Here is a 21,951-nt window from a genome sequence, read left to right as displayed (position 1 = left end):
ATAACAAGCTCTCTCATTCCCCAGGGCCTGATCAGTCCTGACGGATGCAGGTGGACGAACCGCATGGCAGACTGGCCTAAAATGCCGCTCACTCAGAATGGTCTCGTCGCCTGAGCCCAGCCGCCGGAAGCGGGATATTGGTGCAGCCGTGAAAGAGCGGCGACCGAATGTGAGGTTGATCTGCTCGGCTAACGAGCAGAGTCATGCAGTCGGGCTCAACCTGGATCCCACAATTTGAAAGGGCATCGATATGACAAGCTAGTCCCACTTGACCGGCGCTTCCCCATGTGAGTCTGCCATGGCCGCCCTCATTAAGGAATTTGCAGAACCTTCAGCACTCTACCCACTCAAGGCAAATCGTCAGCGTCAATGGCTGTCCATCGGCCGCGTTTGCACAGACATACAATACGAGAAGGAAACGCCGAGCTTAGGATGCTCCTCCTAGTGATGACCTGGAGAGCGAACATGGATACCGCTCAGGCGCTGGCCTTCGCGTTGTTTGCATTTGTCGCGGCGGTCACGCCGGGGCCTAGTAACGCGATGATCCTGTCCACCGGTGCGGCCGTCGGCGCTTGGAGAGGTATCACCTGTCCGATCGGTGCGTCGCTGGGAATGGGCGTGATGATTGTTCTGAGCGCCTTCGGCGTTGGGGAGATTGTCGCCGCTGCGCCAAAGGTTGTGATTGCGATGAAGGTTGCGGGATCTCTGTTCTTGTTGTGGTTAGCTTGGCAGATCGTCAATGCAGGCACGTTCGAGGCGGACGCTCAGGGGCGTGCGACGGGATTTCTGCAAGCTTTCCTCTTTCAGTGGCTGAATCCAAAAGGCTGGCTTGTCGCCCTGAGTGCGGGAAGTACCTATCTCGTACCTGTGCAGTACAATCAAATCAGCGGCGCCTTGTGGATGGGGACACTTTTTGCCGCTGCTGCATTTCCTGCGGGCATGCTGTGGCTTGCGACGGGCGCGCTTATGGCCGGCCTTCTCCGCGGTGAGCGTTCGGCCAGGCGCTTCAACATTGTCATGGCATTGGCGCTGGCTGCGTCGGTTGTTCTGGTCTGGCGATAAACCGGAGAGGGAGTGCCGCCCGCAACGAGTGCTGCGAGCGACCATCATCGGAAGTATAGCGCATTCCTATTGATGGAAGCCGAACAAGCAATCAGAAGTGTGGGGCACTCGGATCGAGCTGAGGGCTGTCGCCCGGATGCGTAAAGAGCTTGCCGCCTTCCGCCCAGAGCGTTGCGGCGATGCTGATCGCGCCGAAGACCGCGAAGCCGCCGAACAGCGGCTGGACTGTGCCATTGAACAACTGGCCAACCGTGCCGCCGAGGATCGCGCCGAAGGTCGTCGACACGAAGCCCGTGATGGCGGTCGCCGTGCCGGCCAGATTGCCCATAGGCTCCAGGCTGATTGCAGTGAAGTTGGTTGCGATGACGGCGAACATCATCAGCAGGATTGTGAAGAGCGCATAGGCGAAGGCGAAATCGGGGCGGCCGCCGAGCGCCTTGACGTAGCCAATCGCCGAGACGATCGTGAACAGGATCATGGCGACATGCGAGATGCGGCGCATGCCGAACTTGCGCACGAAGAAGCCATTGGCGAAGTTTGCCACCGCGATACCGCCTGCCGTTGCCGCAAACGCGATCGGCAACCAGTCGCCGAGACCGTAGACCTCGCCGAAAACCTGCTGGACCGAAATGACGTAGGCGCTGATGACGCCCGTGAACATGGTGAGACCGATCATGTAGCCGCAGGTGATCTTGTTGGTCAAAACGGTCTTGAAGCCGTCGACGACGGAGCCGACCGACGGGGGAATGCGCTCCTCCTTCGGCAGAGACTCCTTGAGGCGCAGCAGCGCCCAGATGAACAGGATTGCGCCCACCAGGCCGAGCAGGATGAAGATCCAGTGCCAGTTGGCATAGGTGATGATCACTTGCCCCACCGAAGGTGCCACGATCGGCACGATCATGAAGACGATCATCACATAGGACATGACACGCGCCATCTCGCGGCCGCCGAAGCAGTCCCGAACGATCGCCATGGTTGTGATGCGAACGGCAGCGCCTCCGAGGCCCTGCACGAAGCGCATGACCAGCAGCATTTCAAAGCTGCCGGTGGCAGCCGCGGCGAACATGGCCAGCACATAGACCGCCAGGCCGCCGAGCAGGATGTTGCGACGACCGAAGGTGTCTGCCAAGCTGCCAAAGATGATCTGCGACACGCCGAAGCCGAGGAAGAAGACACCGATCACGAGCTGCGTGTCGTTGGCGTTGGTGACGCCGAACGAATGGCCGATCGCGGGAAGCGAGGGCAACATGCTGTCGATCGCCATGGCGATACTGGCGGTCATGATGGCGATGGTGACGACGAATTCGACGAAACCCATGCCTATTCGGCGGGAGCCCTGATTTTCAACATGTGGTTTATGGGCAGGCGTCATAATGGAAATCCTGAAATATGAAGTGGGGCGAGCCGATCAGACCGCGGGATTGTGCGGTTGGAAGAGACGCCCCTTTTCTGCGATCAAAACGAAGATCAGACCGATGATCGAGACGGTGAAATAGCCCGCGACCATCGGCAGCGCGGTGCCGTTGAATGCCTGGCCGATGCCAGCGCCGATCAACGCACCGCCGACCGTGCTCATGAAGCCGAGGACGGACGAGGCCGTTCCCGCGACATGGCCGAGCGGTTCCATTGCAAGCGAGTTGAAGTTGGAGCCGATCCACCCGAACTGGAACATCGCCAGACCGAAGAAGCCGATGAAGAGGGGGAAGGGCATCGGATGCGGTCCGAGGATGAGGGCCGCAAGCCAGATCGTGTTGATGGCGATGAAGCCGGCCAACGCGCCATGCGACAGCCGCCGCATCCCGAACTTGCCGACGAGCCGCGAGTTTAGGAAGGACGACAGCGACATGAAGACGGCGACACCGGCGAAAGCAAGGGGGAAGTACACGCCGAGATCGTAGATTCCGACATAGATTTGCTGCGCGGAATTGATGAAGCCGAACAGCGAACCGAAGATGAAGGTGCTGGCGATCGTGTAGCAGAGCGCGATGCGGTTCGTGAGAACCAGCTTGAAGCCGCCGATTACCGAGCGGGCGGTGAAGGGGCGAACATTCGCGGGACGAAGGGTTTCGGGAAGGCGGAGATAGGCCCAGATTGAAATCAGAGCCGCCATGATGGCGATGAATACGAAGATCAGATGCCAACTGCCGAAGAACATGATGATCTGGCCGCTGCCCGGCGCGATGACGGGAACGATCATGAAGACCATCATGATCAGCGACATGACTTCCGCCATCTGCCGACCGCCATAGATATCACGGACGATGGAGATCGTGATGACGCGCGTGGCCGCCGAACCAATGCCCTGAACGAAGCGAAGCACGAGGAGGCCGGCAAAGGACGGCACGAGCGCGATCCCGAGTGCGGAACAGATATAGATGACGAGGCCAATCAGCAGCGGCAGGCGACGGCCGAAGCGGTCGGAGAGCGGACCGTAAAAGAGCTGCGCCAGGCCGAACCCGAGCAGATAGGAGGAAACGACGAATTGGCGGTGATTTTCGCTCTCGACGCCGAGGCTCGCGCCGATCTGCTGCAACGCCGGAAGCATGATGTCAATCGCAAGCGAATTTACCGCCATCAGGAAGGCGGCGAGCACAATGAATTCCCCTTTGCCCATGGGCAATTGGCCCGCGTGCACCGCTTGTGATGAATCTGTCACAATGAAATTCCCATAAACAGGCCAAGGCGCTGTTCAGCACAGCGCCTCGGACTCAAAATACAAGATTTGGAAACCGGGCGAACGCCCGGTGACCGGACAGGTCAGGCGGCGCCGCGAACGGTGACGCCGTGTTCTTGCAGGTGCTGCTGCAACTCACCGGCCTGGAACATTTCCCGGACGATGTCGCAGCCGCCGACGAACTCGCCCTTGACGTAGAGCTGCGGGATCGTCGGCCAATTGGAATAATCCTTGATGCCCTGGCGGATTTCGGAGTCAGCGAGCACGTTGATGCCCTTGTAGTCGACGCCGATGTAATCGAGAATCTGCACGACCTGGCCGGAGAATCCACACTGCGGAAACTGGGGCGTGCCCTTCATGAAGAGGACGACGTCGTTGCTCTTGATTTCGTTGTCGATGAATTCGTTAATGCCGCTCATAGGGACCTGATCCTTTCCACAGGCGAGTTAAAGGCCCGCCGTTTCAATCGTTAAGCTTAGATAGCATGTGATCGGCGGAATTCCAGCAGGTCGGGCAAAAAAAGAGCACCCTAACGGTTTGCTGAGCGCGCATTGTTGCCCTTGCGTTACGCATCCTCCGGAAGCGACGCGCCATGGCGCTACCCGCGCCCGCTCTTCAAGGGAATCCACCCGGATTTCGCCACAATTGTCGCAGATTGCGGCGCAGCAATTATTGCCGCTGCGCGGCCACGAAAGAGAATAATGACATTGATTTCAAAAAGGGTCGTTCTCCATTTTCCGGGGTTCGAGCCGCTTGATGGGCGTGCCCACTGGTCGCGCTACGCACGATCAGCAAAGCAAAGTGCAGCCGTCTGGAAATTCTCAGCGCTGGCAAGTGAACCGGAATACGGATCGGATTCAACGAGCTTCAAGGTGCAGACGAGCTCGGATGGCTGGGAAACCAGCAGCCACATCCATGTCTTCGACCACAATGCCCTTGTCGAAGGGCTTAGGACGGGCAGCCGGGCGGCGCAGATCCGCGCAGGTTTTTGGAGCGCGTTCCAGGTCATCGCCTATGGCGGGGTGGCCGGCTATTTCAGTCATGCCTGGCGCTTCGGACTGTTTTTTGTCTTTCCGTTTCTGATGATGATCCTTGGCTTCTCGCTCAGTGCCACGATCGCTGTCATACCGATCGGAATGGAATTGCCCGGCTTTCATCTTCTGTGGAGCGCGGCGCTGGCGTTGTGTTTCTTCGGCTTCGTGTTTCTACCTTTCGCCGAACGTTTTTACACATTGCATCTTTTCGCGGACTGGCACATGGCGGTGGCTCTTGCTCGGATGAACAAACCAGAATTCAACCAGTGGCTCGATCGCTGTGCCACCGCTGCCCGGGCAGCGTTGTCGGAGCCTGCGGACGAATATGTAATCTCATCTCACAGCATGGGCTCCAGCGTGGCCGCGCATGTGATCGGCATACTTCTCGAGCGGCATGCGGGTGTTTTCGCCGGCAAGAGGGTGATCTTTGCGACGCTCGGGTCAGCAATCCTGCAATGTGCATTGTTGCGCCCCGCGCAGTTGCTGCGATCACGGGTGGGCCTCATAGCGCGATGCGACACCGTCGAATGGCTCGATGTCCAATGCCTGACGGATGCGATCCATTTCTACAAGGTCCCGGTAGTGGCCGTTTGCGGGCACGGCGACGCACGCCCCGCCAAGATGGTGTTCATCCGCGTCAAGCAGATGCTGACCGTTGAACACTACAGGAAGATCAAGAAGGACTTTCTGCGCGTGCATCGGCAGTACGTCCTGGGGCCGGATTTAAGGGCTCCCTTCGACTTCACGCTGCTGACGGCCGGCCCACGGTCCGGCTCGGTCTTTGCCGGATCCGGCTACAACAAAATGCCCGGCATGTGACCGGGCATTTTGCATTCCATATCAATCAGGTGCCGATGTCTGCAGCGCCAGGGCATGCAGTAAACCGCCCATGTTGCCCTTGAGGGCTTCATAGACCATTTGATGCTGCTGCACGCGGCTCTTGCCGCGAAAGGCTTCCGCGACGACTTCCGCTGCGTAATGGTCGCCATCGCCGGCGAGATCGCGAATGGTTACCTTGGCGCCGGGGATTCCAGCCTTGATCATGTCTTCGATATCACCGGGTTTCATAGGCATGATCGTTACTCCTTGCGCATTATTCCGTGGCAGCGAGCGTGCCATGGCCTTCCATGTAATCAGGGAACCATGATTCATGGGCGTCGCGCAATTGCTGAATCGGCAGCGACAGCAGATCGTCGACCACAAGGCTATTACCCTCGACCGTGCCGAGGCGGCGGAAGGGTATGCCCGCACCTTCGGCATTGGCGCAGACGAAGTTTGCGACATCCGCCGGCACCGTCAGCACGTAGCGGGCCTGATCTTCGCCGAACAGCAGCGCGTGCGGCGCTCCCCTGCATTCACCGAGGCTGATCTTTAGGCCCTTGCTGGATGCCATCACCATTTCGGCCAGAGCAAGTACGAGGCCACCCGAAGAGATATCGTGGCAGGCCGTTGCCTGGCCGTTGCGGATGACCGAGCGCACGAACTCGCCATTGCGGCGCTCCGCAAAGAGGTCGACTTCCGGAGCGGGGCCTTCAGTGCTGCCGATAACGTCGCGCAGGTAGATCGACGAACCGAGATGGCTGCCGTCGGTACCGATCATGATCACCTTGTCGCCATTCGCGGCGCTGCCGATACGCGCCATCTTCTTCCAGTCAGGCAGAAGGCCAACGCCAGCGATCGTCGGCGTCGGCAGGATCGCAACACCATTGGTTTCATTGTAGAGCGAGACATTGCCCGACACGATGGGGAAATCGAGAACCCGGCAGGCTTCTCCGATGCCCTTCACGGCCTGGACGAATTGGCCCATGATCTCGGGCTTCTCGGGATTGCCGAAGTTCAGGTTGTCGGTCGCCGCCAGCGGCTCTGCGCCGGTTGCGGTGATGTTGCGCCAGCATTCCGCGACCGCCTGCTTGCCGCCTTCGAACGGGTCTGCCTCAACATAGCGCGGCGTGACGTCAGAGGAAAAAGCGAGAGCCTTGCTCGCATGGTTCTCGACGCGAACGACGCCCGCGTCACCGCCAGGAAGCTGGAGCGAGTTGCCCTGGATCAGGGTATCGTACTGTTCGTAGACCCAACGCCGACTTGATTGATTGGGAGAGCCAACGAGCTGCAATAGCGCCTGGCCGTAATCAGCCGGGGCCGCGATGAGGTTGGCAGGCAAAGGCGCGCGCTTGTCCGGTTCGCGCCACGGACGATCATATTCCGGCGCCTGGTCGCCGAGATCCTTGATCGGCAGGTTGGCGACTTCCTCGCCCTGGTGAACGACGCGGAATCGCAGATCGTCGGTGGTCTTGCCGACGATGGCAAAATCGAGGCCCCACTTGACGAAGATTGCCTTCGCAACGGCCTCTTTTTCCGGCTGCAGGACCATGAGCATGCGCTCCTGGCTCTCGGACAGCATCATCTCGTAGGCCGTCATCTGTTCTTCGCGCACCGGCACGGTATCGAGATCGAGCAGGATGCCGAGATCGCCCTTGGCGCCCATTTCCACAGCCGAGCAGGTAAGGCCGGCAGCACCCATGTCTTGGATGGCGATGACGGCGCCCGTCTGCATCAGCTCAAGGCAGGCTTCGAGCAGGCACTTTTCTGTGAAGGGGTCGCCAACCTGAACCGTCGGGCGCTTTTCCTCGATGGATTCGTCGAATTCGGCCGAGGCCATGGTCGCGCCGCCGACGCCGTCGCGGCCGGTCTTCGCGCCGAGGTAGACGACTGGGAGGCCGACGCCCTTGGCTTCCGAGAGGAAGATCGCGTTCGACTTCGCCAAACCAGCGGCAAAGGCGTTGACCAGAATGTTGCCGTTGTAGCGGGCGTCGAATTCCACTTCGCCGCCGACCGTCGGCACGCCGAAGGAGTTGCCGTAGCCGCCAACGCCGGAAACCACGCCAGAGACGAGGTGACGGGTCTTTGGATGGTCCGGCTCGCCGAAACGAAGCGCGTTCATCGCTGCGATTGGGCGGGCGCCCATGGTGAAGACGTCGCGCAGAATGCCGCCGACGCCCGTCGCCGCGCCTTGATACGGCTCGATGTAGGAGGGGTGGTTGTGGCTCTCCATCTTGAAGACGATGCAGTCGCCATCATCGATATCGACGACACCTGCATTTTCACCGGGTCCCTGGATGACGCGCGAGCCTTTGGTCGGCAGCGTACGCAACCACTTCTTCGAGGATTTGTACGAGCAGTGCTCGTTCCACATGGCCGAGAAGATGCCGAGCTCCGTAAAGGTCGGTTCGCGGCCGATCAGGTCCAATATCCGCTGATACTCGTCTGGCTTCAGGCCATGGGCGGCGATCAGTTCGGGGGTGATCGGGCGGGTATTGGAAATGGTCATGAGCTCTCGGAAGTCCCTGCCGTTGCGCGATTGCGGTGTCTTTAGCCTAAGTGAATGAAACGCGCGACAGGAAAATGCCCGCTGTTAACAGACAGCGGGCACCGAAAGGCAACCGCGATGGCTTAGAACTTGTAGCCGATCTGGACGCCGGCGCGCGTCATGCCGTTGTTCGGCCCGTCGCAGAGATTGGCATGGGACGAATGGGCGACCTGGGCGATGACGTTCCAGTGCTGATCGAAATGGTAACCAGCGCCCAAATATTCGTGGAAGAGGAACCGACAGCCGAGATTCGGGCCATCGGTATTGCCTTTTAGTTCCCCATTGTGCCAGACGCCGCCGAAGCCGGCTTCGGCAAAGACCTCCTCATTGAAGTTCGCCGTCCAGGAGAGACCCGCAAAGATTTGGGTGGCTCGCCCGGACGTGCCGATGGAGGTGCCGAGATTAATGCGTGGGCGCGCAAGCTGTTGCTTCCAGCCCGTTGCCGCGTCCTGCCCGAACGGATCAAGGAACACCGTTACCTCAGGAAAGATGCCGTCCTCGCGCTCGCCGCCGCCTTGCACTGATGCCGACGCACCGAAGCGCAACTCATCAAAGATTTGCCCGCCGGCATGAGCCGGAACGACAGAGATGTTGGCAAGAAGGGCCGCTAGAAACGCTATTGATGAACGCGGAAAAATCGTCAGAAGTTCGATCGACATTCAGATTACCTCGTCCGACTCACGCCAGATTCCAGATCTGAATCTGGTAGCATCGATCATAGTCAGGTAATGCAGCTTTCGTCGGCCGTCGCTGCTTTTGTCTCTGACCTGCGACCCATCTGCCGCAGTCTCAAATTTCGCCGTCATACCCGGCGCCGCCGCTTTCTAGCAGGCGTCGCAATGTCATGAGACCCGCAACCATATCTTCCCGGTTGCGCGGCGACGAGAAGCCTATCCGTACGCGGTGATAGACTTTCTCGGCGCGAGCTGCCTTGAACTCATCCTCATCATCGATCAGAACACCATCTCGGTAAGCGGCGTTCTTGAAGGTTCCTGAGAGCCAGGGGTCGGGCAGTTTCAGCCAGAGGAAGGGCACGTGTGGATGCGATACGAAGTCGTATCCTTGCAGCTGTTCGCGTGCGAGACGTTCGCGGATGGACAGTTCCGCCGCGCTTGCCTTGCGGATCTCGTGCGCCTGGCCGCTTTCCACGAGACGAGCGCAGGCTTCAGCCAGAATGAATGGCAGCCCGCCAGTGATCATCTTGTGCGTCACCTTGATCCGCTGCGCAAAATGCGGCGGGCAGGCGACCCAGCCGCCGCGCACGCCGGCGGCCACAGACTTTGAAAGGCCACTGATCAGAAACGTGCGATCGGGTGCGAGCGACGCAAGCAGGGGATTTTCGTCTCCGGTCATCCCACCATAGAGATCGTCTTCAATCAGCCAGACCCCGTGCCGGCGCGCAATTTCTGCGAGCCGTGTCCGGCGTTCGTGGGGCATCGTCGCCAGGGTGGGATTGTGCGCAGTTGGCATCAGGAACGCGAGTTTGGGATGCTGCTGAAGACAGAGGCGTTCGAAGTCATCGGGGATCACGCCATTCCCGTCGGACTCGACGGTAATGGTGCGGCGACCGAGAATGCGTGCGCTGCGGCTGACCTGCGTATAGCTCAGATCCTCAAATACGATCTTGTCGCCGGGCGATGACACGGCCGAGATGACCGAGACAGCTGCCGCATGGGCCCCAAGGGTAGGGACGATGTTTTCTGTCTCAGGCGTCCAATCGTTTCTGGCCAGCCACCGCCGGCCGGCTTCGTACCAATTTCGCGGGAAAACGCGGGAATAGGACGAAATCTCGGAAAGCTGCTCCTCGCCAATCTCGGCGAGCACTTTGCCGATGATCTTACCTTGGCCAAGATCCGGAGCCGCCGTCGTATCAAAGCGTATCTTGCCGGCAGGCGCATCGATCGCGCGTGTGCCGCCGAGCGCAATGGTCAGCGGGTCCGGCTGATTGCCGGGTGTGGTCTCGGCGCGATCCAGCACATAGGTTCCGCGGCCAACTTCTCCTGCGACGAGGCCACGCTCGTGCACCAGCGCGTAAGCGCGGCCGATTGTCCCGATTGTAACGCCAATGTCGTAGGCGAGGTTTCGCTGCGGTGGCAATTTGCTGCCGGCAGGCAATGTGCCGCTGGCGATGGCTGATTCAATGCTGTCGGCAATCCGGAGATAGACCGGGCCGGAACCACGAGAAAAGTCTGGAAGCCAAGTTGTCATGATGACAATTCTTATATTGTCACCCTCCAATCGTCAACACTATGTACAGAGCGGATACAATTTCGCTTGGAGAATGACATGTCTGCCGTTCCAGAGAAAGAGCCTGCGATTGCACCTCTAACTTCTGGGGTGCAATCGATGCAATACCGTATTCCGCAAGACTCGGGCGGCGCATCGCGCGCTCAGGCCTTGCTGCAGTCCGCGTGGCATCGGCTCTCGTCGTGGCACCAGAAGCGCGAAACCCGCAGGGTCCTGCGGGATCTGACGGACGACGAACTGTTGGACATTGGCATCACGCGCGCGGAAGCACGCAAGGAAGCCGCCAAATCGCCCTTCTGGGATTGATCAGCCGCAAGCCTTGCCGCCGGATGCCCAGCGCGTGACATCCTTGACGATCCGCGGCCCTGCGGAGCCTTGCATCATCGGACCAAAGGCGTCGAGCTTGGAGGGGTTGCCTTCTGCCTGAACGACGAGCAAGGGGCGGCTCTCGGGGCTTCCCCTGTGCACGACGAGAATGCGCGGACGACCGGAGAAGGAATTCAGTTCGGGCGCCAGCCTGTAGTCAGCGAAGGCGGCGTCGCCGGACTTGAACCAGCAGGCGTTCGCGCCGAGAGCAACGCGCTCCATCGTCGAAAGCGCGCTGCGATCCGGACCCTTCGCCGGCGTGCGCGTTTGGCAGGACGCCACCATTACCGCTGTTGCGGCAATCGCGAGAACGCGTGTCGAAAGGCGAGGGCGCATCAATCTTGCTCCAATGGACCGGATGAATGGCCTCTTACCTGCCGAAGGTTAAGCAGCGATTACCTCGAGGGCCGAAGCGAACAGAGCGCGGCCGTCGGAACCGCCATGCGCCGCTTCGATGAGGTTTTCGGGGTGCGGCATCATGCCGAGGATGTTGCCCTTGTCGTTCATGACGGCGGCAATATCGTTCATCGAGCCGTTCGGATTGGTGCCTTCCGCATAGCGGAAAACGACCTGACCGTTGCCCTCGATCGTCGCCAGCGTCTCTGCGTCGGCAAAATAGTTGCCATCGTGATGGGCAACCGGGCAGCGAATGATCTGCCCCTCGGAATAGGCACGGGTGAAATCGGTGTCGGCGTTTGCGACTTCGAGCTTGATCTCACGGCAGACGAACTTAAGCGAGGCATTGCGCATCAGTGCACCGGGTAGCAGACCTGCCTCGAGGAGGATCTGGAAGCCGTTGCACACGCCAAGAACCTTGACGCCCTTGTTCGCCTTTTCGACGATTGCCTGCATGACCGGCATGCGCGCCGCGATGGCGCCACAACGAAGGTAGTCGCCATAGGAAAAGCCGCCAGGGATGACGATAAGGTCGACGTCAGGAATATCCGTCTCGGTTTGCCAGATCGTCACCGGTGCGCGACCGGAGATTTTCGTCAGTGCAGCGATCATGTCGCGATCGCGATTGAGGCCCGGAAGTTGAACGACGGCTGATTTCATGACTGCGGCTAAAACCTTGTTTGTGCTTCTGCAAGTTCTCTAAGTACGAGACGCTTTTCAATACGTTCCAGCCGGCCTTCGTGCCGACCGAGGACACCGTAAATACTATGTATTTCCTGCTGCATCGATGTCATCGTGTCGCTCATGCAGTGCATTTCGCTCCGGATCTCTTCAAGCGACGCATCCAGCGTATCGATGTGTTCGTGCATTTTCGTCAACAACTCAAGCATGAGCTCTTGCGTCAATTCAGCCATCGAGTGCGCTCCTCGACCAGATTAGTCGACGGAAATATTATAGTTCTCGATCACCGTATTTGCGAGGAGTTTCTCGCACATCGCCTTGAGGTCGCTCTCCGCTTTCGCCTTGTCAGCGCCTTCGAGTTCGACGTCGAAAACCTTGCCCTGACGGACATGCCCGACACCATCGAACCCAAGCGCGCCGAGGGCGCCCTCGATTGCCTTGCCCTGCGGATCGAGAACGCCGTTTTTCAGCGTGACGGTTACACGAGCCTTGATCACTTTATCTTCCCTGTCTTGCTTGGCCTGAATGTCTTACTTCACGAGTACCGGACCGGTGCCGCGCACAGGCTCGTTCTCGTTGATGATGCCGAGACGACGCGCAACTTCCGAATAGGCTTCGAGAAGGCCGCCCATGTCGCGGCGGAAGCGGTCCTTGTCCATCTTCTCGCGGGTGTCGATATCCCACAGACGGCAGGAGTCCGGCGAAATCTCATCGGCGAGGATGATGCGCATCATGTCGCCTTCATAGAGGCGGCCGCATTCGATCTTGAAGTCGACAAGCTGGATGCCGACACCTAGGAAAAGGCCGGTCATGAAATCGTTGACGCGAATGGCGAGCGCCATGATGTCATCGAGTTCGGCGGGGTTTGCCCAGCCGAAAGCCGTGATGTGCTCTTCAGAGACCATCGGATCGTCGAGCGCGTCCGACTTGTAGTAGAACTCGATGATCGAGCGCGGCAGCACCACGCCTTCCTCGATACCCAGGCGCTTCGACAACGAGCCGGCGGCAACGTTACGAACAACGATCTCGAGCGGGATCATTTCCACTTCGCGGATCAACTGCTCGCGCATGTTGAGGCGGCGGATGAAATGCGTCGGAATGCCGATCTTATTTAGATGGCTGAAGATGTATTCCGAAATACGGTTATTCAGAACGCCTTTGCCATCGATGACTTCGTGCTTCTTCTTGTTGAAGGCGGTGGCATCATCTTTAAAGAACTGGATCAGCGTGCCCGGTTCCGGGCCCTCATACAGAATCTTTGCCTTGCCCTCGTAGATACGGCGGCGACGGTTCATTGCAATTGTTCTCTATCGTTGGCGCTCTTGGGATAGCGCGAGTGGATCGATCTCGTGGCGTCCCCTTAAAGGAAAAGCGAGGGTTTCACAATCCGCCTGTCACTCCTTCCCCGGATTCCGGCGCTTCCGGAGGCCGCTAAGAGAATCGAAGACCTTCTGTAAGGCAGTTTACAGGTTTTTCGCGGCCAACGGAATGTGAAGCGGCCGCGTCAGGGCAGTCATGCAAGCCTTTATCTTGCGCCCGAGCCGCTGGCCGACTTACGCAAATCGTGCTGCAAACCACGCGCCAGGCCCTCGACGCCGCGCCAGGACGCGGCGCGCACGAAAGGCGGGATCTGCAGTGCGGGCATCGGGCGGGCGAGCGCGTAGCCCTGCAGCATATCGCAACCGAGATCACAGAGAATGCGGACGTGGTCCATCGTTTCGACGCCCTCGGCGGTGACGAGGATATTCAGCGAACGGCCGATATCGATGATCGAGCGGACCAGTTTCCGCTGCTCGGCGGAATGTGGCAGCATGCGGATCAACTCGCGGTCGATCTTCAAGGTCTTCGGACTGAGCTTCAAAAGACTGACAATGGATGCATGGCCCGTGCCGAAGTCATCGATCTCTATGTCGATGCCGAGGCGGCGCAAATGCCGGAGATTGGCGATCACGGCATCATCGCAATCGTCGAGTGAAATCGATTCAAGCAGCTCGAACGAGATTGTGCGAGGTTCGATCTTCAAGCCGCGAAGCTTCTTCGCAAGGTTTGGATCACCGAGACGACGCGACGACACGTTGACCGCAATCTTCGGGATGAGTAGACCCTCGTCCTCCCATCGGCGCCGGTCCGCGAGCGCTTGCTCGAGGATCAGCCCGTCGATGGTGGAGACCACATCCAGATCCTCAGCGATCGTCAGGAAACGATCAGGAGCCAGCAAACCATGTTCCCGGTGCTGCCAGCGAGCCAGCGTCTCGACGCCGGCGACATCGAGCGTTCGGGCATGGAACTGCAACTGGTAGAGCGGGACAAATTCCCCCCGCTCGAGACCGAGGAGGATTTCGTCCGCCAGCCGCTTGCTGGCGATGATGCGGTGCCGCTCGTCGGTCGAGAAGAATTCGTGCCGGTTGCGTCCGCCGCTTTTCGCGCGATAGAGCGCGATGTCAGCATTGAGCAGAAGCTGCTTGGCATCAAGCGCCGGACCGCTTTCAGTCGCAATGCCGATGCTGGCGCCAAAACGGCAATCGTGGCCCTCGTAGCGAATGGGCTTGCAGAGCTCGCGGATGATGCGCTCCGCCAGATTGGAGATCTTCTTCGGCGTGACATCGAGTGTGCAGATGACCACGAATTCATCGCCACCAATGCGGGCGACGAAATCGGTCGAACGGACACTCCCCGTCAGCACCTGTGCTGCATGCTTCAGCATTGCGTCGCCGGCGCGGTGGCCGAGCGTATCGTTGATCTGCTTGAAGCGGTCGAGATCGATGTGGAGGATCGCGAGCGTCAGCCCTGTGCGGCGACATTCGGCGGAATGCTCATCCAGCATGCGGTCGAGGTATCGCCGGTTTGGCAGGCCGGTGAGATAATCGTGCAGCGCCAGGTGCTCGATGTTCTCCTTGGCGCTTTCGAGTTCCCTGTTGCGGGCTTCCGCGAGATCCTTGGCGCGCTGCAACTCGGTATTGAGCCTCACTTCGGCGGTCACATCCCAATTTGCGCCAATCAGCTTGCGGCGCCCGTCACTGTCAAGAAAGAAAGCTGCTTTTGCGCGGATGACACGTTCGATCCCGTCCTGCCTGATGATGCGGAATTCGTGTTGGAAATCGGTGTTGTTAGCGACGCTCTCATTGATGGTCGCCAGCACGCGATCCCTGTCATCGGGATGCAGCGATGCCTCCCAGGCGTTGCCGGTGCTGACCGGAGACGTGTTGGTAATGCCGTAGATTGCCAAAAGGCGATCGTCCCAATCGACGGTGCCGTTTTCGATATCTGCCTCGAAGACGCCGATATCAGAGATATCGAGCGCGAGATCCAGGCGTCGCGACAGATGCGCAAGCCGCTCCTCGGCCTCCTTGCGTGCGGTGATATCGTTGTCGGTGCCGACGAGCCGGGCAGGGGCGCCGTTTTCGTCCCATTCCACGCACGCGCCTCGGCACTCGATCCAGATCCAGTGGCCGTCTCTGTGGCGCTCCCGATACTCGAAAATCTGATAGTCCGGATCGCCGGCGTTCTGCCGTTCTATGGCCTTGACGACGAAGTCCCGATCGTCCGGGTGGATGAGTTCGATCCACGTGTCATAGTCACCGTCGGCATCCTCATCGGGCGCCATGCCGCGCATGATTTTCCACGTGTCGGAGTAATAGCGTTTGCCAAGACGAAGATTGTGGTCCCAGACGCCGAGGCCCGATCCGACAAGGGCGTAGTTCCAGCGGCTCTCGCGTTCCGAGAGTTCAACACTGTGCTGCGGGGCCGTGTCGCCGTCAAACGCCGCGGCGTCAAGCGTAGCCTTCGATTTGACCCGTTTGTCGGGAGTCGTTTGCTTCAATCTGCATACTCGCTCTTTTAGCGTGTATATATTTTGCATTCATTGAATTAAACAGCCCTTAATGTCGTCAAAATAATAATAATGCAAAAACAGATACTTAGCCTCGCCGTAATGGATGCATACGCCTGGAGGCGAGCAAGTTATTCCATAATGTGCATACACTTGCCTGGCAGCACCCTATATCGCCCCGATCGGGGAGGGAATGACATGTCTCCAGAATGGCCGATGTTCATCCTGCAATGCATCGTTCTCGTGGGCCTGGCGGGCGTTCTCTTCATTCGCGGAGAGGGCGACTAGCCGCCAGATCAGCCGCAAACCGCCTGTGCGTCTCCACGCCGCGTGGCCTCGCTATAGTCGCTTATGGGTCGTAATCTCGCCCCTTCGTTGCACGAGCCGCCGAGAGATGATCTTGAAGCGCTGAGGCATCGCGAATTTGCCGCTCGCATCGATGCAGCTCTACGAAGGGCGTTACGGCTTCAAGCGGCTCAGGAACTGCGCGAACACCATGGTTCCTTCCGGCCATGGCCCGTGGCCCGACTCGCTGTTGATGTGCCCGGCTTGCCCCGCATCGATGAGGAGCGATCCCCAGCTTGCCGCGATGTCATCGGCGTGTTCGTAGCTGCCGAAGGGATCATTGCGGCTGGCGATTGTAATGGTGGGAAACGGAAGTGGGTCGCGCGGGTACGGGCCGAATGTCATCAGGTGCTTCGGTCGTATTGCCGGATTGGCAACATCCGGCGGTGCGACGAAGAATGCCCCGGCCACCTTGTTGCGAAAATGGGGAATTGCGTGGATGGCGGAGGGAATGCCGAGCGAATGCGCAACCAATACCACCGGTCGCGTCGCGGCATTCACTTCCTCGGCAATGCGGCTCACCCAATCGTCGCGGACCGGCTTCGACCATTCAGCCTGTTCGACACGACGAGCCGTGCTGAGCTTGGCCTCCCAGCGGCTTTGCCAGTGGTCGGGACCGGAATTTGTATAACCGGGGATAATCAGAATTTCGGCGTCTGAAGCTTTCATGATGCGCGGATTTGAGAAAGCTTGGCGGCGATGTCAAGGGAGGGTGGGACAAGGCCGCCGAAATTTGTTATGTTTTCAGCAGTGCCGGTTGCGTCTCGTATCGGCGTTATCGCCGATCCTTTCGCTGCCGGCTATCTTGGCTGAGGAGGAGAAAGCCATGACGGCATTCCATGTTATGTCGGGTGCAGGCGATGTCTACACACGTCCGGTCGTCAACAAGATCAGCGTTGCGGATGTCTTTGATGCGCTACGGCGCGGGCTCGACGATTTTCGAGAAAAACCATCCCACTATGTATTTCTGTGCCTGATGTATCCGATTGCCGGCATTTTTCTTGCGCTAGCAACATCAAGTGCCAACCTCCTGCCGATGATTTTCCCGCTGATATCAGGCTTTGCGCTGATCGGTCCCATCGCCGCGATCGGGCTCTATGAGATCAGCCGCAGGCGGGAAGCCGGCCTGGACACCTCGTGGAGACATGCGCTCGACGTAACAAGATCGCCGGCGTTCCCGTCGATCATTGCCGGCGGCTTGCTGCTGTTCGGCTTCTTCGTCGTCTGGCTCGTCGCTGCGCAGACGCTCTATTCGAACGTCTTCGGCGACGTTTTCCCGCGCTCGATCTCCTTATTCTTCTCGGAGATCTTCGGCACGCCTGAGGGAATCCAGCTGATCATATGGGGACATCTGCTCGGTCTGGGCTTTGCCATCATCGTTCTGGCCACGACCGTCGTGACCTTTCCCTTGCTGCTGGATCGGGACGTCGGTCTCGTTTGCGCGATGGAAACATCGGTCAGGGCGACCGTCGCCAACCCGGTGCCGGTCTTCTGCTGGGGTCTCGTCATCGCTGTGAGCCTCATCGTTGGCACGATCCCGCTGTTTGTCGGGCTTGCCCTGGTCATGCCGGTGCTCGGCCACGCCAGCTGGCATCTCTACAGGAAGCTCGTGGCACCACCGGTCGTCTGACGGCTACAGGACTGGAACTGGACCACCTCCCTCGGAGTTTCGCTGAGGCGAATACCCGAGGGAGTTTTATATGGCTACGCCGCAACATCTGTTTACCCGCTTTGCCAGCAAGACGTCTGAATGGGCAGGGCGACCCGTGACGTTCGTGCTTGCCGTCGTCCTTGTCGCTGTCTGGGCAGCGACGGGCCCGCTCTTTGACTTCTCGGAGACTTGGCAGCTGGTCATCAACACAGGAACGACCATCATCACGTTCCTGATGGTGTTCGTGTTGCAGAACGCACAGACGAGGGATGCTCGCGCTGTTCAGGCGAAGCTCGACGAAATTATTCTGACGAGCCACGCCGAGAACAGGTTCATCGGGATCGAGCACCTCGATGACGAAGACCTGAAGCACCTGGATCGCCTTGTCGCCAAGGCGGCAAAGGGAGTGCGCGAGGGGCGGACGAACGGAACGCCGAAGGCGACAAGTTCCAGTCATGAGGCGAACGAAAAACGGACATCGGCAAAGCCCCGGAAGCCGAAACGGAAAACGGCGCCCTCGAAGACGCCGTCCCGGTAGTCAAACTCAGGCAGCGCCGAAGACGCGCCGGAAAATGGTATCCACGTGTTTGGTATGGTAGCCGAGATCGAACTTCTCGCGGATTTCTTCTTCGGATAGCGCAGCACGCACCTCCGCGTCGGCAAGCAGTTCCTCCAGGAAATCCTTGCCCTGTTCCCACACCTTCATGGCGTTGCGCTGGACGAGCCGGTAGGCATCCTCGCGCGAAACGCCTGCCTGCGTCAGCGCCAGAAGCACGCGCTGCGAATGCACGAGGCCACGGAACTTGTCGAGATTTTTCATCATGTTGTCGGGATAGACGACGAGCTTCTCGATGACGCCAGCCAGCCTGTTGAGGGCGAAGTCGAGGGTGATCGTTGTGTCGGGCCCGATGCCGCGCTCGACGCTCGAATGGCTAATGTCGCGCTCATGCCACAGGGCGACATTCTCCATAGCCGGAACCACCGACATACGAACCAGGCGGGCAAGTCCCGTCAGGTTCTCAGTCAAAACCGGATTGCGCTTGTGCGGCATCGCAGAAGAACCCTTCTGGCCGGGCGAGAAGTATTCCTCGGCTTCCAGCACTTCCGTGCGCTGCATATGGCGGATCTCGATCGCGACGTTTTCGATGGAAGACCCGATAACGCCGAGCGTTGCGAAGAACATCGCGTGACGGTCACGCGGAATGACCTGCGTCGAGACAGGCTCCGGGACCAGGCCGAGCTTGGCGCAGACGTGTTCCTCGACGTGAGGGTCGATATTGGCAAAGGTGCCGACGGCGCCTGAAACCGCACCGGTGGCGATCTCGACACGCGCAGCCACGAGGCGCGCGCGGTTGCGGCTCATCTCGGCGTAGAAGCGCGCCAGCGTCAGTCCCATCGTCGTCGGCTCGGCATGAATGCCGTGGCTGCGGCCGATGCGGATCGTGTCCTTGTGTTCGAAGGCACGTGCCTTCAGTGCCGCAAGCAGGCGATCCATATCGGCGAGCAGAATGTCGGCTGCGCGGACAAGCTGGATGTTCAGCGTGGTATCGAGAACGTCCGAAGAGGTCATGCCCTGGTGCACGAAACGGGCATCCGGGCCGACGATTTCGGAAAGGTGCGTCAGGAAGGCAATGACATCGTGCTTGGTGACGGACTCGATTTCATCGATTCGCGCAACGTCGAACGTCGCAGCGCCGCCTCGCTCCCAAATTGTCTTTGCAGCGGATTTCGGGATGACGCCCAGTTCGGCGAGCGCATCGCAGGCGTGAGCCTCGATCTCGAACCAGATGCGGAATTTGGTCTCGGGCGACCAGATGGCGACCATCTCTGGCCGGGAGTAGCGCGGGATCATGGCTTCCTGCTTTCGTTCATAAAAGAAATGCTGGCGCCCCTGTAGCAAAGACAGGCGGCAATCTCAACGCATGCGTTTGGCAAGCGCTATACTCGTACCGAAAAGGCAGAGAAGGCCGAGTGGAAGAAACAGGCGAATTCCCAGCACGGCGAACTGATAGACTGCGCTGGCTCCGGTAAAGACGAATTGGAACACCCATGTGAGGGATCCAAAAGAGGCGTGCCACGCGGAGTAGAAGACCCGGTAGTCCATGGCGAAGAGAAAGGCCGTCATTAGGATGGTCCCGGCGGCAAGTGCAACGAAGAATGCTGCAAACCGTGTCGCCAGGGATTGTTGATGCGCAAAGAACCGACCCAAAGGCAACATGAACGGCCATGCCAGCAAACCGCCCGCAAAATAGAGCATTGCGAGGTCACGGACATGCGCGGTCTCCATCCCGTTTCTGAGATAGAGAGCGGCCATTGCCGACGCCAGCATCTGGATGCCCCAGAGGATGGCCCCCGCGAAAAGATCGGAGAGGGGCGGGCGGGCCGCCTTGAGCCGCTCGGAGATCAAGGACGACCTTCTTTCGTCATGACTTGGATTTGCCTTCGGCGGCGCTGCGTAGGGCGCTGATCGCAGTCTTGTAAGCCTCGAGCGAGCCGCCCTTGAAAATCGCCGAACCGGCAACGAGAACATTGCCGCCTGATTTGCCGATGATCGGTGCGGTTTCGACCGTCACTCCACCGTCAACTTCAAGGTCGATCGGCCTGTCACCGATAAGTGACCGCGCTGCGGCGATCTTGTCCGCCATCGCTGGAATGAATTTCTGCCCGCCGAAGCCGGGGTTCACCGACATGATGAGGATCAGGTCGATGTCATCGAGCACGTTTTCGATCGCCGAAAGCGACGTGGCAGGATTGATCGTGACGCCGACCTTCTTGCCGAGCCCGCGCACAGTCTGAAGCGAACGGTGGAGATGCGGCCCGGCTTCCGCATGGACGGTAATGCGGTCGCAGCCCGCCTTCGCGAAGGCCTCAAGATACGGATCGACCGGCGCAATCATCAGATGGCAATCGAAAACCGCATCCGTGTAGGAACGCAACGACTTGATGACGTCAGGACCGAAGGAAATGTTGGGAACGAAGTGACCGTCCATGACGTCGAGGTGGATCCAATCGGCGCCGGCCGCCGTTACGTCGCGCACTTCCTGGCCCAGTTTGGCGAAGTCGGCCGCAAGGACGGATGGCGCGATGCGAATGGGCGTAGTCATTGAGGTCTCTCCGTAAAATTCATGCCGCGGTGTCAGATACTATTCGATCTCTGCGCTTGGCGGTACGAACGAACCGGCATGCCACTGCAGCATCCGGTAGGGGTTATCGGCCAGTTCATGGCCGGCGTTGAAAGCAATTTTGCCGATGACCGTCTCAAAAGAGGTCCCGCCGATGTGCTGCGCGATCGGCCGGTCATCGGCAGCACCATCCTGGGCAGCCTTCGTCGCGATTTCCACCGCCGCATAGGCGGGCAGCACATAACCCTCGGGCTCGACGCCGCTCGCACGGAACGCGTCGACCACAGGCTTCGCCTCAGGGCGCGCGGCGTAGTCGGGAAGGGCAACGGCGAGAACGCCATCCGCAAGCCCCACCGGTTGGTCGGCGGCGCGCATGGCGTCGCCGCCGAGAATATCGAGGTGAATCTTTTCCGCTGCGGCGTCGCGTGCGATGACGGCAACGTCGCTACGATCTCCACCGACGAAGACTTTTGTTGCCCCGGCTTTCCTCAACCGTCGCACGAGAGCGACTTGCTGCTCCTGGCCCGGTCGATACGTGTCGGTGAAGACGGGCTTGAGGCCTTTTTCCTCGAGTGCGTTTCGGATCGCTTCCGTAAGCTCCCGACCATGGATAGTGCCATCCTCGATCAGCGCAATCGGCGCGGCTGCCCACTCGCCCACGATCGCCTCGATGATCTTTTCCGCTTCGGCGCCATCGGCCGGCGCCATTCGGTAGAGCGGCCAGCCATTTTTCAGCGCGTCTTCCATGAGAATGCGTGAACGCACAGAGACGGTGATCGCCGGGATATTTGCGTCCTTCAGCTTCGGCAGCGCGCCGTCGAGCGTCTCGCTGCAGAGAAAACCGACGGCCACCTGGACCTTGGCATTGATTAACGCGTCAGCGATTGCCGCACCGCTGTTTTCCTCGCAAGTCTCTCCGACCGTGACGATCGTGCTACCATCCTGCTGGACCTTGGCAGTGGCACCGGCGATGATCTGCGCACCAAGTGGCGCGAGGTTGCCACTCTGTGGCGCTACGACACCGATTATCAGACCCGCGGCATGGCATTCTACGGCCGCAAGGAGCAGCATCGGCAGAAGTGCTAGGCCACGCAAAGTATTCATAAAAGCTGCAGGTCCCTGTCCTTTGTCCTGCTCTTTTATCCGTCCGGTATCGATCGTCAAAGAAAAACGCACA

The 21,951-nt window shown here is 59.5% G+C and carries 23 protein-coding genes; 5 read left to right on the top strand and 18 right to left on the bottom strand.

The window, feature by feature from the left end; genetic code table 11:
- The first annotated feature begins 465 nt into the window (after window positions 1-465).
- Window positions 466-1,062: a LysE family translocator gene (locus tag BSG20_RS14635; protein WP_072376062.1), complete on the top strand. Its 597-nt coding sequence runs from the start codon at window positions 466-468 to the stop codon at window positions 1,060-1,062.
- A gap of 91 nt (window positions 1,063-1,153) precedes the next feature.
- On the opposite strand, the gene BSG20_RS14630 is transcribed toward BSG20_RS14635, so the two are convergent.
- The 3 genes from BSG20_RS14630 to grxD all read right to left on the bottom strand — a co-directional run bounded on the left by BSG20_RS14630 (window position 1,154) and on the right by grxD (window position 4,155).
- The gene (locus BSG20_RS14630) at window positions 1,154-2,434 is read right to left on the bottom strand and encodes a multidrug effflux MFS transporter (protein ID WP_072376094.1); all 1,281 of its coding nucleotides are present in this window, start codon (window positions 2,432-2,434) and stop codon (window positions 1,154-1,156) included.
- Between the two features lie 36 nt (window positions 2,435-2,470).
- Complete coding sequence (locus BSG20_RS14625) at window positions 2,471-3,676, bottom strand: multidrug effflux MFS transporter (protein WP_072376095.1); 1,206 nt, start codon at window positions 3,674-3,676, stop codon at window positions 2,471-2,473.
- A 143-nt stretch (window positions 3,677-3,819) separates the two neighbouring features.
- Complete coding sequence (grxD, locus tag BSG20_RS14620) at window positions 3,820-4,155, bottom strand: Grx4 family monothiol glutaredoxin (RefSeq protein WP_016554134.1); 336 nt, start codon at window positions 4,153-4,155, stop codon at window positions 3,820-3,822.
- Between the two features lie 282 nt (window positions 4,156-4,437).
- Between grxD and BSG20_RS14615 the strand changes: the two genes are divergently transcribed.
- Window positions 4,438-5,589: a hypothetical protein gene (locus BSG20_RS14615; protein WP_072376099.1), complete on the top strand. Its 1,152-nt coding sequence runs from the start codon at window positions 4,438-4,440 to the stop codon at window positions 5,587-5,589.
- A 21-nt stretch (window positions 5,590-5,610) separates the two neighbouring features.
- Here BSG20_RS14615 and BSG20_RS14610 read toward each other — a convergent pair whose 3' ends face one another.
- From BSG20_RS14610 to BSG20_RS14595, 4 genes are all read right to left on the bottom strand, one after another.
- Window positions 5,611-5,844, bottom strand: a complete 234-nt coding sequence (locus BSG20_RS14610; RefSeq protein WP_024312746.1) for a BolA/IbaG family iron-sulfur metabolism protein — start codon at window positions 5,842-5,844, stop codon at window positions 5,611-5,613.
- Window positions 5,845-5,863: 19 nt separating this feature from the next.
- Window positions 5,864-8,098, bottom strand: a complete 2,235-nt coding sequence (gene purL, locus BSG20_RS14605; RefSeq protein WP_093041185.1) for a phosphoribosylformylglycinamidine synthase subunit PurL — start codon at window positions 8,096-8,098, stop codon at window positions 5,864-5,866.
- Between the two features lie 122 nt (window positions 8,099-8,220).
- The gene (locus BSG20_RS14600) at window positions 8,221-8,796 is read right to left on the bottom strand and encodes an acyloxyacyl hydrolase (protein ID WP_072376101.1); all 576 of its coding nucleotides are present in this window, start codon (window positions 8,794-8,796) and stop codon (window positions 8,221-8,223) included.
- A 130-nt stretch (window positions 8,797-8,926) separates the two neighbouring features.
- Window positions 8,927-10,345, bottom strand: coding sequence for an aminotransferase-like domain-containing protein (locus tag BSG20_RS14595; RefSeq protein WP_072376102.1), 1,419 nt, complete (start codon window positions 10,343-10,345; stop codon window positions 8,927-8,929).
- A gap of 78 nt (window positions 10,346-10,423) precedes the next feature.
- Here BSG20_RS14595 and BSG20_RS14590 point away from each other — a divergent pair, with 78 nt between their 5' ends.
- A complete protein-coding gene (locus BSG20_RS14590) occupies window positions 10,424-10,690 on the top strand; it encodes a DUF1127 domain-containing protein (RefSeq protein WP_072376104.1) in 267 nt (88 codons plus the stop codon).
- Here the strand turns inward: BSG20_RS14590 and BSG20_RS14585 are convergent, their stop codons facing one another.
- The 7 genes from BSG20_RS14585 to BSG20_RS14555 form a co-directional block, all read right to left on the bottom strand.
- Complete coding sequence (locus tag BSG20_RS14585; protein ID WP_072376106.1) at window positions 10,691-11,086, bottom strand: hypothetical protein; 396 nt, start codon at window positions 11,084-11,086, stop codon at window positions 10,691-10,693.
- 48 nt (window positions 11,087-11,134) lie between these two features.
- Window positions 11,135-11,806 (bottom strand): phosphoribosylformylglycinamidine synthase subunit PurQ, encoded by a 672-nt coding sequence (gene purQ / locus BSG20_RS14580; RefSeq protein ID WP_024312740.1) that lies wholly within the window; start codon window positions 11,804-11,806, stop codon window positions 11,135-11,137.
- Window positions 11,807-11,814: 8 nt separating this feature from the next.
- Complete coding sequence (locus tag BSG20_RS14575) at window positions 11,815-12,060, bottom strand: hypothetical protein (protein ID WP_072376108.1); 246 nt, start codon at window positions 12,058-12,060, stop codon at window positions 11,815-11,817.
- A gap of 21 nt (window positions 12,061-12,081) precedes the next feature.
- Window positions 12,082-12,324 (bottom strand): phosphoribosylformylglycinamidine synthase subunit PurS, encoded by a 243-nt coding sequence (gene purS / locus BSG20_RS14570; protein ID WP_007789552.1) that lies wholly within the window; start codon window positions 12,322-12,324, stop codon window positions 12,082-12,084.
- A 33-nt stretch (window positions 12,325-12,357) separates the two neighbouring features.
- Complete coding sequence (gene purC / locus BSG20_RS14565) at window positions 12,358-13,122, bottom strand: phosphoribosylaminoimidazolesuccinocarboxamide synthase (protein WP_007532892.1); 765 nt, start codon at window positions 13,120-13,122, stop codon at window positions 12,358-12,360.
- 230 nt (window positions 13,123-13,352) lie between these two features.
- Window positions 13,353-15,647: a putative bifunctional diguanylate cyclase/phosphodiesterase gene (locus tag BSG20_RS14560; RefSeq protein ID WP_072376110.1), complete on the bottom strand. Its 2,295-nt coding sequence runs from the start codon at window positions 15,645-15,647 to the stop codon at window positions 13,353-13,355.
- A gap of 468 nt (window positions 15,648-16,115) precedes the next feature.
- Window positions 16,116-16,670: an RBBP9/YdeN family alpha/beta hydrolase gene (locus tag BSG20_RS14555; RefSeq protein ID WP_072376112.1), complete on the bottom strand. Its 555-nt coding sequence runs from the start codon at window positions 16,668-16,670 to the stop codon at window positions 16,116-16,118.
- 157 nt (window positions 16,671-16,827) lie between these two features.
- On the opposite strand from BSG20_RS14555, the gene BSG20_RS14550 reads away from it, so the two are divergent.
- A complete protein-coding gene (locus BSG20_RS14550) occupies window positions 16,828-17,631 on the top strand; it encodes a DUF2189 domain-containing protein (RefSeq protein WP_072376114.1) in 804 nt (267 codons plus the stop codon).
- 70 nt (window positions 17,632-17,701) lie between these two features.
- Window positions 17,702-18,190 carry a low affinity iron permease family protein gene (locus tag BSG20_RS14545; RefSeq protein WP_072376116.1) on the top strand — a complete coding sequence of 163 codons (489 nt, stop codon included), beginning with the start codon at window positions 17,702-17,704 and terminating at the stop codon, window positions 18,188-18,190.
- 6 nt (window positions 18,191-18,196) lie between these two features.
- Here the strand turns inward: BSG20_RS14545 and purB are convergent, their stop codons facing one another.
- From purB to BSG20_RS14525, 4 genes are all read right to left on the bottom strand, one after another.
- Entirely contained in the window at window positions 18,197-19,504 is a 1,308-nt protein-coding gene (purB, locus tag BSG20_RS14540) for an adenylosuccinate lyase (RefSeq protein WP_072376118.1), read from the bottom strand.
- Window positions 19,505-19,567: 63 nt separating this feature from the next.
- A complete protein-coding gene (locus BSG20_RS14535; RefSeq protein ID WP_072376120.1) occupies window positions 19,568-20,059 on the bottom strand; it encodes a hypothetical protein in 492 nt (163 codons plus the stop codon).
- Window positions 20,060-20,075: 16 nt separating this feature from the next.
- The gene (rpe, locus tag BSG20_RS14530) at window positions 20,076-20,756 is read right to left on the bottom strand and encodes a ribulose-phosphate 3-epimerase (RefSeq protein ID WP_024312731.1); all 681 of its coding nucleotides are present in this window, start codon (window positions 20,754-20,756) and stop codon (window positions 20,076-20,078) included.
- Window positions 20,757-20,795: 39 nt separating this feature from the next.
- Window positions 20,796-21,878 carry a branched-chain amino acid ABC transporter substrate-binding protein gene (locus tag BSG20_RS14525; RefSeq protein ID WP_072376395.1) on the bottom strand — a complete coding sequence of 361 codons (1,083 nt, stop codon included), beginning with the start codon at window positions 21,876-21,878 and terminating at the stop codon, window positions 20,796-20,798.
- Window positions 21,879-21,951: the final 73 nt, after the last annotated feature.

Origin of the sequence: Rhizobium tibeticum, from assembly GCF_900110205.1 — a bacterium.
GTDB lineage: Bacteria > Pseudomonadota > Alphaproteobacteria > Rhizobiales > Rhizobiaceae > Rhizobium > Rhizobium tibeticum.
This window is presented reverse-complemented; position numbering and strand designations above follow the sequence as displayed.